Here is an 11,896-nt window from a genome sequence, read left to right as displayed (position 1 = left end):
AGCTCGCCGTCGATCACCGAGGCGGTGATGACGTCCTGCGGGTACAGCGCCGCGAGACGGCGGGCGAGGTTCTCGAGTTCGCGGACGTTGCCGGGCCAGCGATGCTGCTTGAGCCGCTCCAAAGCTGCGGCGTCGAGCTTTTTAGCCGGCAGCCCGTCCTTCTCGGCGAGCGCGAAGAAGTGCCGCACCAGATCGGGGAGATCCTCGATGTGTTCGCGCAGCGGCGGCAGCCGCAGCGGCACGACGTTGAGGCGGAAGAACAGATCTTCGCGGAACAGCCCCTGCTGGATCAGGATACGAAGGTCCTTGTTCGAGGCGGCGACGATGCGGACGTCGGTCTTGATCGGGGTGCGACCGCCGACCGTGGTGTACTCGCCCTGCTGCAGCACGCGCAGCAAGCGGGTCTGCGCTTCCATCGGCATGTCGCCGATTTCGTCGAGGAACAGCGTGCCGCCTTCGGCCTGTTCGAACCGGCCGGAGGCGCGGCTGTTGGCGCCGGTGAAGGCGCCGCGCTCGTGGCCGAACAACTCCGATTCGATCAGGTCGCGCGGGATCGCCGCCATGTTGACGGCGACGAACGGGCCGTTGCGGCGCTTGCCGTAATCGTGCAGCGCGCGCGACACCAGCTCCTTGCCGGTGCCGGACTCGCCGGAGATCATTACCGTGAGATCGGTCTGCATCAGCCGCGCCAGCACGCGGTAGATTTCCTGCATCGCCGGCGAACGGCCGACCAGCGGGATCGAATCGAACTCGCCCTCGTCCGCCGGATTGCTGGAGCGCTCCTTCGGCTCGGCCAGCGCGCGGCCGACGATGGCGATCAGCTCCTTCAGGTCGAACGGCTTCGGCAGATACTCGTAGGCCCCCTTCTCCGACGCGCGGATCGCGGTCATGAAGGTGTTCTGCGCGCTCATCACGATGACAGGCAGATTGGGCCGCATCTTCTTGATGCGTGGTAACAGGTCGAACGCGTTTTCGTCGGGCATCACCACGTCGGTGATCACCAGATCGCCCTCGCCCTGGCTCACCCAGCGCCACAGCGTCGCGGCGTTGCCGGTCAACCGCACCTCGTATCCGGCGCGCGACAGCGCCTGATTGAGGACCGTGCGAATGGCGGTGTCGTCGTCCGCTACAAGAATACTACCTGCGGGCATTAGTCAGTCCTCATCTTGCGTTCTGTGAGGCAGGAGACGACGCCGGCTCGTCCTCGCCCGTACTCTGATTGTAGGCCTTCGCCGTGTTGTACATCGGCAGCAGCACGCGGAAGGTGGTCTTGCGCGGCTGCGATTCACATTCGATGATTCCGCCGTGGTCGCCGACGATCTTGGCCACCAGCGCGAGCCCGAGGCCCGAACCCGACGCCTTGGTGGTGACGAACGGATCGAACAGATTCGGCAGCAGGTCCTCGGGCACGCCGGGGCCGTTGTCCTTGACGCAGAACTCCAGCGGCAGGGACACGCGGGTTTTCTTGCCGGGCACCGACAACCGCACGCCGGGACGGAACGCGGTGGTGAGCTGGATCTCGCCCTCCGCGCCGAGATCGACCAGCGCCTCGGCGGCGTTCTTGACGAGATTCAGGAACACCTGAATCAGCTGATCCTGATTGGCGAGCACCGGCGGCAGCGACGGGTCGTAGTCTTCGACAAACTTGATATTTCGCGCGAAGCCGGATTGCGCCAGGCGCTTCACGTGATCCAGCACCGAGTGGATGTTGACCGGGCCGCGCGCCACCGGGCGATCGTCGCCGAACACTTCCATGCGGTCGACCAGCGTGACGATGCGGTCGGCCTCGTCGCAAATCAGCCGCGTCAGCATGCGGTCTTCGGATGATGCTTGTTGCTCAAGTAGCTGCGCCGCGCCGCGGATGCCGGACAGCGGGTTCTTGATCTCGTGCGCCAGCATCGCGGCCAGCGCGATCACCGAGCGCGCGGCGCTGCGGTGCGTGAGCTGGCGGTCCATCTTGTCGGCGATGGTGCGCTCCTGCAGCATCACCACGATGTGGCCCGGCCGTTCGTTGAGCGGCGCGACGTGCAGATCGACCTGGCGGTCGGCGCCGATCCGTGGCGTGCCCAGATCGACCTTGTATTCGTTGACCGGCGAATTGCCGCTGCGCACCTGCTCGATCAGCGCCAGCAGCGGACTGCCGAACGGCACCAGCTCGGTCAACGACTGCCGGCGAAGTAACTGCGTCGAGATTTCGAAGAACGATTCCGCCGCCATGTTGGCGTCGATGATCTTGCCGTCGGGGCCGACCAGCAGCACCGGATTCGGCAGCGCGTTGAGGATCGCATCGCTCTCGTTCGGCTTGACGCCGCGCGGTTCGAGGACGGCGTTCATGCTGCGGCTCTCCAGGCAAAGTCGTCGTAGGCGTCAGTGAGCGCGCGATGCACACGGGCCGGATTGGTGTTGGTGAGGATTTCGGTTCTCCAGTGTTTGAGCGCGTCGGCCGGCGCGCCGCTATAGGCGGCCGCGACGTCGAGCGACCAGCCGAGATGTTTTCGCGCGTGGCGCAGGCCGATGCGTTCGCCGTACAGGCCGAGCACGCCGTCATAGAGCTCGCGAAGATATGTCAGCTGATCAGTGAGCGACGGCATCTCCTCGGCGTTACCGCCCGCGAGTCGGCGGCCGATCTGGCCGGGCAGCCACGGCTGGCCCTGCGCGCCGCGGCCGATCATCACTGCATCGGCCCCTGACTGATCGAGCGCGTTGACGGCATCCTCATAGGTCAGGATATCGCCGTTGACGACGAGCGGAATGTCGATCGCCTCGCGCACTGCGCGGACCGCGGCCCAATCCGCCTCGCCCTTGTAGAACTGGCAGCGGGTGCGGCCGTGCACGGTGACGAGCTGCACGCCGGCGTCCTGCGCGCGCCGCGCCAGCTCCGGCGCGTTGCGCGAATTGTCGTCCCAGCCGAGCCGCATCTTCAGCGTCACCGGCACGCGCACCGCGCCGATCGTCGCTTCGATCAACGTCAGCGCATGATCGAGATCGCGCATCAGCGCCGAGCCGGACTGCCCACCGGTCACATGCCGGGCCGGGCAGCCCATATTGATGTCGATGATGTCGGCGCCGCCCGCCTCGGCGATTCGCGCGCCCTCGGCCATCCAATGCGGCTGGCAGCCGGCAAGCTGAACGACGTGCGGCCCGCCCTCGATCGCGTCACAGCGCCGAATCGACATCGCGCGGCCGTTGACCAGGTCCTCGCTGGCGGTCATTTCGGAAACGACAAGGCCGGCGCCGAGCGCTGCGACCTGTTTGCGAAACGGCGCGTCGGTAATTCCGGACATCGGCGCCAGCAGCACCCGATTGGCCACCGCAATATTGCCGATTTTCAAAGGCGGCGAACCTGTTACTGTGGGGCGGGTCACAAGCTGCTCATTTGGTCGCCAGCGCTTCATTGCGACTGGTCTAGCTCAATGTTTGAGCATCATATGTCATTGCCTACAGTTTAGCCAGTTATACCAGACATGCAAGTGCGTTGCAGCATTATGCCCAGCGGCAGAACCGCGAAACATGCTGAATCCACTCCTAGTCATGCTAAGGGCTGGCGCGCACCCCGCTGAGTTTCACTGCCTGCCAAGAAGCTGACCCAGATACCGATGTCGACCTCCCCCCGTACCGCTGCCATCATTGTCGCCGCCGGCCGAGGCCTGCGCGCCGGCGCTGGCGGCCCGAAACAATACCGGACGCTCGCCGGACGCCCCGTGATTGCGCGGTCTTTGCTGCCATTCTGCAGCCACCCGGAGATCTTCGCGGTACAGCCGGTGACCAATCCGGATGACACCGCGCTGTTCAACGAGGCGGTTGCCGGTCTCAATTTCCGTCCCGCGGTGGGCGGGGGTGCGACCCGGCAGGCCTCGGTCCGCGCCGGCCTCGAAGCGCTCGCCGACCTCGCGCCGGATATCGTGCTGATCCACGACGCGGCGCGTCCCTTTGTCACGCCCGCGCTGATCTCGCGCGCGATCATCGCCGCGGGCAAGACCGGCGCGGCACTGCCGGTGGTGGCGATCGCCGACACGGTGAAGCAGATCAATGCCGCCAGCGAGGTCGAAGCGACGCCGGACCGCGCGACGCTGCGAATCGCCCAGACGCCGCAGGCGTTCCGCTTCGACGTCATTCTCGACGCGCACCGCCGCGCCGCCCGAGACGGCCGCGATGATTTCACCGACGACGCCGCGATCGCCGAATGGGCGGGATTGACGGTTGCGACTTTCGAGGGCGATGCTGCCAACATGAAACTGACCACGCCGGACGATTTTGCGCGCGAAGAGAGCCGCCTCACGGCGCTGCTCGGTGATATCCGCACCGGCACCGGCTACGACGTCCACGCTTTCGGCGAGGGCGACCACGTCTGGCTGTGCGGCCTCAAGGTGCCGCATAATCGCGGCTTCCTGGCGCATTCGGATGGTGACGTCGGCCTGCACGCGCTGGTCGACGCAATCCTCGGCGCGCTGGCCGACGGCGACATCGGCTCGCACTTTCCGCCGACCGATCCGCAATGGAAGGGCGCGGCGTCCGATAAGTTCTTGAAGTACGCGGTCGATCGCGTCGCCGCGCGCGGCGGCCGTATCGCCAATCTCGAAGTGACGATGATCTGCGAGCGACCGAAGATCGGTCCGCTGCGCGATCCGATGCGTCAGCGCATTGCCGAGATCACCGGCGTGCCGGTGTCGCGCGTCGCCGTAAAGGCGACCACCAGCGAGCGGCTCGGCTTCACCGGCCGCGAGGAAGGCATCGCCGCTACCGCAAGTGCCACCATCCGGCTGCCCTGGGGCGCCGACGGTCTGGCCTCCTAGCGATGGGCAGCAACGACGCCCGCACCCTCGCCCGCGCGTTGCTCGACCTGTGCCGTTCGCGCAAGCTGATGATCGCGACGGCTGAATCCTGCACCGGCGGCTTGGTCGCTGGCGCGCTCACCGACATCCCCGGCTCGTCCGACGTCATCGACCGCGGCTTCGTCACCTACTCCAACGCCGCCAAGCACGATTTGCTCGGCGTCGAGACGGCGACGCTGAACACCTTCGGCGCGGTCAGCAAGGAGACCGCGATCGCCATGGCGGTCGGCGCGCTCGAGAAAGCCGACGTCGATCTGGCGGTATCGATCACCGGCATCGCCGGCCCCGGCGGCGCGACGCCGAACAAGCCGGTCGGTCTGGTGCATTTCGGCGCCGCTGCGCGCGACGGCCGCATCATCCACCGTGAACACCGCTTCGGCGCGATCGGCCGCAGCAACGTGCGCCAGCGCTCGGTGGTCGAAGCGTTGCGGATGCTGCTGGAACTGGCCCGCGGCCCGAAGCCGCCCGTCAAAGCCAAGCCCGCGCCGGCGACCGGCGTCCACAAACGCGTAGCCCGCACCCCCCGCCGCGCCGCCGCCGGAAAGCGCGTGGCGCCGAAGCGGGTGGTAAAGCCGAAGAAGAGTTAGCGACGAAGCTACTCGTCGCAGCCAAGCTTATCTGGCGAGGAAGCCAATCTTCGCGATGAAGCCAGTCTTGGGGCGGGCTGAGATGCACGGCATCGCCCCACCACCACCGTCACCCTCCGCGAAAGCGGAGGGCCCAGTATCCCAGAGCGCTTGTTACTTAGCCGCAGCCGCCCTGGAATACTGGGTCGCCCGGTCAAGCCGGGCGATGACCGCGGTGTTTGTGGATAGTGGAGTGCTCAGCCTCTCCGTCATTGCGAGCGAAGCGAAGCAATCCAGCTCCTTGCACTGAGCTGGATTGCTTCGTCGCTGCGCTCCTCGCAATGACGGCGGAGCTGATGACGGTCAGAACCCAACTACGCCCGCGACAGCTTCGGCGTTCCGCCGTAGACCTGATCGGCGCGGGTTTCGAACGCGGCGGCGAAACGGTGGAAGGCGGTGTCGAACATCGCGCCCATCAGGGTCGCCAGCATGCGGCTCTTGAACTCGTAGGCGAGGAAAAAGCCGACTTCACAGGCGCGCTCGGTTTTCGGCACGAAGGTCCAGCGGTTCTCCAGATTGGAGAACGGCCCCTTCAAATACTCGACGAGAATCTTCAGATTGTCGCGGTCGAGCGTGACGCGGCTGGTGAACGTCTCCTGCACCAGCTTGAACGACACCGTCATGTCGGCGATCACCACTTCGGTGCCGTCCGGCTGAACGTTGCGCTCGCGGATCTTCAGCGCCTTGCACAGCGGCACGAATTGCGGATAGCGCTCGACATCGGCAACGAGGTCGAACATCTGCTGGGCGCTGTGCGGCACGCGGCGCTTGCTGGAAAACTGCGGCATCGGCGAAGCTCAGCGCGCCAGCGCGGCGCGGGCCGCCTTCAGCTTGGCAAAATCCTCGCCGGCGTGATGCGACGAGCGCGTCATCGGCGACGCCGACACCATCAGGAATCCCTTGGCGTAGGCGGTGGTCTGATAGCCGGCGAATTCGTCCGGCGTGACGAAGCGCATCACCGCGTGGTGCTTGCGGGTCGGCTGCAGATATTGGCCGATGGTGAGGAAGTCGACATCGGCCGAGCGCAGGTCGTCCATCACCTGCAGCACCTCGTGGCGCTCCTCGCCGAGCCCGACCATGATGCCGGACTTGGTGAAGATGGCCCCGTCGAGTTCCTTGACCCGCTGCAGCAGCCGGATCGAATGGAAGTAGCGGGCGCCGGGCCGCACCGACAGATAGCGCGACGGCACGGTTTCGAGATTGTGGTTGAACACGTCGGGCTTGGCGGCGACCACGACTTCGAGCGCGCCGTCCTTGCGCAGGAAGTCCGGCGTCAGGATCTCGATCGTGGTGGTCGGGCAGGCTTCGCGCACGGCGCGGATCGTCGCGGCGAAATGCGCCGCGCCGCCGTCGGCGAGATCGTCGCGATCGACCGAGGTGATGACGAGATGCTGCAGCCCGAGCTTGCGGGTCGCCTCGGCGACGTAGGCCGGCTCGTTGGGGTCGAGCGCGCCGGGCATCCCGGTCTTGACGTTGCAGAACGCGCAGGCCCGGGTGCAGGTGTCCCCCATGATCATGAAGGTGGCGTGCTTCTTGTCCCAGCACTCGCCGATATTCGGGCAGCCGGCCTCCTCGCACACCGTGACGAGGCCGTTTTCCTTGACGATGCCCTTGGTCTCGCCATAGCCACGCGACGTCGGGGCGCGGACGCGGATCCAGTCCGGCTTCTTCGGCGACAGCGCATCCGGCCGCGCCGCCTTCTCCGGATGCCGGGGACGGACGGGATTGGCTGAGACGGTATCGACAAGAACGACCATGCTGGCCCCGGATTGGATGCGAGAACCCTACCTAATCCGGCAATCCCCGTCCCGCAACCCGGGCCGCTTGCGGGCGCTTATCCCTTGGAATAATGCTCGAATCTTCGGCAATCCCGGCGCGTCCGCGCCGTCCCGACCTCTTCTCGCCCCGGATCGATGCCCCGCTCCCGCGTTCCCGCTGCGCCCGCCGAGTTGGCGCCTGCCGCAAGTCGTCTCGGCCCGCTGCTGACCCGGCGCTTCTTCGCGCGGAGCGTTCACGCCGTCGCGCCCGAGCTGATCGGAGCGACGCTGCTGTATGGCGGCGTCGGCGGCGTCATCGTCGAGGTCGAGGCCTATCACCACACCGACCCGGCGGCGCATTCCTATGGCGGGGAGACGCCGCGCAACGCGGTGATGTTCGGCCCGCCCGGTTACGCCTACGTCTACCGCTCCTACGGCATCCACTGGTGCGTGAATTTCGTCTGTGAGGCGGAAGGCTCCGCCAGCGCCGTCCTGATCCGCGCGCTGGAGCCGACGCATGGGGTGGATGCGATGCGCAAGCGGCGCGGGCTCGACGATCCGCGCACGCTGTGCTCCGGGCCCGGCAAGCTGACCCAGGCGCTCGGCATCACCATCGCCGCGAATGCCCTGCCGCTCGACGCCGCACCGTTCGCGATCCACCGACGGACGACCACGCCGGACATCGTCACCGGCCCCCGCATCGGCATCACCAAGGCGGCGGACTATCCGTGGCGGTTCGGGCTGAGGGGCTCGAAATTTGTGAGCAAGCCGTTCCCGCGCTGACCCGTGTCCCGGACGCGGCGCAACGCGCAGCGTTACTCCGCAGATCCGGGACCCCGGTTTTGCGTCAGCGCCGGACACCGGGGCCCCGGATCAGCAGCGCACCACGCCGCAAAGGGCGGCGCGCTGCGCTGTATCCGGGGCACGGCTCAGCTGGCGTTCTTGATCCGCAGCAGGGCTTCGAGGATCTTCATCTTGCGGGCGATCGCGGCTTCGCGCTTTTCGCGTTCTTCCTCGACCACTTCCTCTGCGGCGTTGGCGACGAACTTCTCGTTGGCGAGCTTCGCCTCGGCGCGCTTGATGTCGGCTTCGGCCTTGCCGAGTTCCTTCTCCAGCCGGGCCTGCTCGACCGCGAAGTCGATCACGCCCTTCAGCGGCAGCGCCGCGACGTCGCCGCGGACCAGGAGCTGCACGGCGCCCTGCGGTGCGGCATCGGCGAAGCTGATCTCGCCGACGCGCGCCAGCCGCTTGATCACGTCGCTCCAGCGCTCGGCGCGATGCTGGGTTTCGGCCGGCACGCCGGCCAGCACCAGCGGCGTGAGCGTCGACGGCGCGATGTTCATCTCGGCGCGCACCGAGCGGATCGCCGTGACGAGATCGACCACCCAGCCGATCTCGGCCTCGGCGGCGTCGTCGGTGAAGTCGGGCTGCTCGGTCGGGATGTTGAGCAGCGCCGGCGCGACCATCGGATCGCTCGCCGCCGACGCGGTCATCACCGCGAGCTGCTCCTCGCTCATGCCGGCCTTGCGCGGCCATTGCGCCAGCACCAACAAACCGTCGCGCGGCGCCGTCACCGCCCACAGTTCCTCGGTGATGAACGGCATGAACGGATGCAGCAGCTTGAGGATCTCGTCGCGCGCCCACGCCACCATCGCGCGGGTCTCGGCCTTGGCGGGGCTGTCCTCGCCCATCAGCACCGGCTTGGCGAGTTCGAGATACCAGTCACAATACACGTTCCAGACGAAGCGATAGGCCGCGCCGGCCGCGTCGTTGAACCGATAGGTCTCGATCGCTTCGGTGACATCCTTCACCGCCCGCACCGTCTCGTGCGCGATCCAGCGGTTCAGCGTCTCCTTCGCCGACGTGTAGTCGAAGCCGGCCGGCGCCGCGCAGCCGTTCATCTCGGCGAAGCGGCAGGCGTTCCACAGCTTGGTGGCGAAGTTGCGATAGCCTTCGACGCGGGATGAGGCGAGCTTGATGTCGCGGCCCTGCGCCGCCATCGCGGCCAGCGTGAAGCGCAGCGCGTCGGCGCCGTACTGATCGATCAGATTGAGCGGATCGATGACGTTGCCCTTGGACTTCGACATCTTGGCGCCCTTCTCGTCGCGGACGAGGGCGTGGATGTAGACGGTCGGGAACGGCACATCGTCCATGAAGTGCAGGCCCATCATCATCATCCGGGCGACCCAGAAGAAGATGATGTCGAAGCCGGTGACCAGCACGTTGGTCGGGTAGTAGCGCGCGATCTCCGGCGCCTCGTCCGGCCAGCCGAGCGTCGAGAACGGCCACAGCGCCGAGGAGAACCAGGTGTCGAGCACGTCCTCGTCGCGCGTGATGAAGCCCTCGCGCTTGACCGGATCTTCGGCCATGTCGTGCGCCTGCGCCGGCGTCAGCACTTCCTGCTCGACATAATAGCCGAGCGCGTTGCCGATCGCCTCTTCCTCGGTCTCGGCGACGAACACCTTGCCGTCCGGGCCGTACCAGGCCGGGATCTGATGGCCCCACCACAGCTGGCGCGAGATGCACCACGGCTGGATGTTTTCCATCCATTCGAAATACGTCTTCTCCCAGTTCTTCGGCACGAAGGTGGTCGCGCCCGAGCGCACCGCTGCGATCGCCGGCTGCGCCATGGTCTTGGCGTCGACGTACCACTGGTCGGTGAGGAACGGCTCGATCGCCACGCCCGAACGGTCGCCGTGCGGCACCATGTGGACGTTGGGCTCGATCTTCTCCAGGAAGCCGAAATCGTCGAGCCGCTGCACGATGAGCTTTCGCGCGGCGAAGCGATCGGTGCCTTCCAACTCCTCGGCGAATTCATGCGCGCCTTCCGGCAGGCCTTCGAGATAGGCGCTGTTGTCGGCGATCGAGATCTTGCCCTCGATGTCGAGCACGTTGATCTGCGGCAGATGATGCCGCCTGCCGACCTCGAAGTCGTTGAAGTCGTGCGCCGGCGTGATCTTCACGGCGCCCGAGCCCTTCTCGGGATCGGAGTACTCGTCGCCGACGATCGGAATGCGGCGGCCGACCAGCGGCAGGATGACGTGCTTGCCGATAAGATGGGTGTAGCGCTCGTCTTCCGGATTCACCGCGACCGCGGTGTCGCCCAGCATCGTTTCGGGCCGCGTGGTGGCGACGACGATGAAGCTCGACGGATCAGCCGGATCGAACTGCTTGCCCTCGATCGGATAGCGCAGGTGCCAGAGATTGCCCTTGACCTCGATCTGCTGCACTTCGAGATCGGAGATCGCGGTCAGCAGCTTCGGGTCCCAGTTGACCAGCCGCTTGTCCTTGTAGATCAGGCCTTGGCGATGTAGTTCGACGAACACCTTGACGACGGCGCGTGACAGCCCCTCGTCCATGGTGAAGCGCTCGCGCGACCAGTCGCACGACGCGCCGAGCCGCTTGAGCTGGTTGACGATGACGCCGCCGCTTTCGGCCTTCCACTGCCAGACGCGCTCAAGAAACTTGGCGCGGCCCATGTCGCGCCGGCCGGGCTCCTGGCGCTCCATCAGCTGGCGCTCGACCACCATCTGGGTGGCGATGCCGGCGTGGTCGGTGCCGGGCTGCCACAGCACGTCGCGGCCGCGCATCCGCTCGAACCGGCACAAAATGTCCTGCAGCGTGTTGTTGAGCGCATGGCCCATATGCAGCGAGCCGGTGACGTTCGGCGGCGGGATCACGATCGAATACGGCTCGGCGCCCTGGCGGTCGGGTCGCCCGGCCTTGAAGGCATCGGCTTCGTCCCAGGCGCGCGCGATGCGGCCTTCGATGTCGGCGGGCTGGTAGGTTTTCTCGATCATGGCCATGCAATCAAAAATGGCGCGTGCCGGCGGCGGACGCGCGTCTGGTCGGGGCTAGAAACCTTCCGGAGCGCCGCAAGTCAACGGCGCAGGTCAAGCGGACGGGTCAGCCGCGCAGGTCCGACCGCCAAACAGGATGAAAAACAGGATTGCGGCGGCCGGGGTGAAGCGCGTCGCCCTCGCCTCAGCGGCCGCGGGAGACGCGTTCGATCTCCTGGCGCACGATCCGCTCGACCAAGGTCGGCAGATTGTCGTCGAGCCAGGACTTCAGCATCGGCCGCAGCATCTCCTTGACCAGGTCTTCAAGCGTGCGGGCGTTGTTGCTGAGAACGGTATTGGCGAGCGAGTTGAAGGCGGATTCGACCGCCGACATCGTCGCGCGCGACATGATCGGCGCCTGCGGCTCCTCCGACCAGGACGCCTGCGGAGGCTGCGGCGGCGGTTCCGGCGCCCGCGGCTCGGGCGCGCGCGGCTTCGGCGCGGCCTCGGCGAATTCCAGATCGTCTTCGATCGGCTTCTGGAATGCCGCATGCGGCAACGGGGTCGGCGCCGGCGGTGGAGCCGGCTCGGGCTCCGGCAGCGCCATCTCGTCGGTCAGTTCCAGCACGTCGCCGTCCGGCTGCGGCGGGCGCACCTCTTCTTCGACGGTCGCGGCGTCGAGCCCGGCGAGCAATGCGTCGATATCGTCCTGGCTGTTGCTCTCGGCGGCCGGCGGCGGCGCAGGGGCCGGCTTGGGCGCGGCGGCCGGTTTCGGCGCGGCGGCTTGCGGCGGCGGGCTCGGTGCAGGCGGTGGGGTCATGGCCGCGGGCTTGCTCGGCTGAGGAGCCGGCTTGGGCGGCTCGGGCTTCGGAGCGACGGCGGCAACCGGCTTGGCCGGAGCC

At 67.0% G+C, this 11,896-nt stretch carries 10 protein-coding genes; 3 read left to right on the top strand and 7 right to left on the bottom strand.

Annotation, left to right across the window (positions count from 1 at the left end; translation table 11 throughout):
* The 3 genes from ntrC to dusB all read right to left on the bottom strand — a co-directional run.
* On the bottom strand, positions 1-1,151 hold a 1,151-nt coding region (ntrC, locus tag IP86_RS26830), incomplete at its 3' end, for a nitrogen regulation protein NR(I) (RefSeq protein WP_054165507.1).
* 10 nt (positions 1,152-1,161) lie between these two features.
* Positions 1,162-2,334, bottom strand: a complete 1,173-nt coding sequence (locus tag IP86_RS26825; protein ID WP_054165506.1) for a two-component system sensor histidine kinase NtrB — start codon at positions 2,332-2,334, stop codon at positions 1,162-1,164.
* Complete coding sequence (gene dusB, locus IP86_RS26820; RefSeq protein WP_082364283.1) at positions 2,331-3,395, bottom strand: tRNA dihydrouridine synthase DusB; 1,065 nt, start codon at positions 3,393-3,395, stop codon at positions 2,331-2,333. The genes IP86_RS26825 and dusB overlap by 4 nt, the downstream gene beginning before the upstream one ends.
* A 201-nt stretch (positions 3,396-3,596) precedes the next feature.
* On the opposite strand from dusB, the gene IP86_RS26815 reads away from it, so the two are divergent.
* Both IP86_RS26815 and IP86_RS26810 read left to right on the top strand, forming a co-directional pair.
* The gene (locus tag IP86_RS26815) at positions 3,597-4,793 is read left to right on the top strand and encodes a bifunctional 2-C-methyl-D-erythritol 4-phosphate cytidylyltransferase/2-C-methyl-D-erythritol 2,4-cyclodiphosphate synthase (RefSeq protein ID WP_054165504.1); all 1,197 of its coding nucleotides are present in this window, start codon (positions 3,597-3,599) and stop codon (positions 4,791-4,793) included.
* 2 nt (positions 4,794-4,795) lie between these two features.
* Complete coding sequence (locus IP86_RS26810) at positions 4,796-5,419, top strand: CinA family protein (protein WP_054165503.1); 624 nt, start codon at positions 4,796-4,798, stop codon at positions 5,417-5,419.
* A gap of 353 nt (positions 5,420-5,772) precedes the next feature.
* On the opposite strand, the gene IP86_RS26805 is transcribed toward IP86_RS26810, so the two are convergent.
* Together IP86_RS26805 and lipA are read right to left on the bottom strand one after the other, a co-directional pair.
* A complete protein-coding gene (locus tag IP86_RS26805) occupies positions 5,773-6,246 on the bottom strand; it encodes a type II toxin-antitoxin system RatA family toxin (protein ID WP_054165502.1) in 474 nt (157 codons plus the stop codon).
* A gap of 9 nt (positions 6,247-6,255) precedes the next feature.
* Positions 6,256-7,215 (bottom strand): lipoyl synthase, encoded by a 960-nt coding sequence (gene lipA / locus IP86_RS26800; protein WP_054165501.1) that lies wholly within the window; start codon positions 7,213-7,215, stop codon positions 6,256-6,258.
* A gap of 156 nt (positions 7,216-7,371) precedes the next feature.
* Between lipA and IP86_RS26795 the strand changes: the two genes are divergently transcribed.
* A complete protein-coding gene (locus IP86_RS26795; protein WP_156332635.1) occupies positions 7,372-7,998 on the top strand; it encodes a DNA-3-methyladenine glycosylase in 627 nt (208 codons plus the stop codon).
* 146 nt (positions 7,999-8,144) lie between these two features.
* Here the strand turns inward: IP86_RS26795 and IP86_RS26790 are convergent, their stop codons facing one another.
* Together IP86_RS26790 and IP86_RS26785 are read right to left on the bottom strand one after the other, a co-directional pair.
* On the bottom strand, positions 8,145-11,015 hold the full coding sequence (locus tag IP86_RS26790; RefSeq protein WP_054165508.1) for a valine--tRNA ligase: 2,871 nt from the start codon (positions 11,013-11,015) through the stop codon (positions 8,145-8,147).
* Positions 11,016-11,199: 184 nt separating this feature from the next.
* The coding region (locus IP86_RS26785) for a PopZ family protein (protein WP_054165499.1) at positions 11,200-11,896 on the bottom strand (697 nt) is incomplete at its 5' end.

The sequence above is a fragment of the Rhodopseudomonas sp. AAP120 genome (assembly GCF_001295845.1).
Classification (GTDB): domain Bacteria; phylum Pseudomonadota; class Alphaproteobacteria; order Rhizobiales; family Xanthobacteraceae; genus Rhodopseudomonas.
This window is presented reverse-complemented; position numbering and strand designations above follow the sequence as displayed.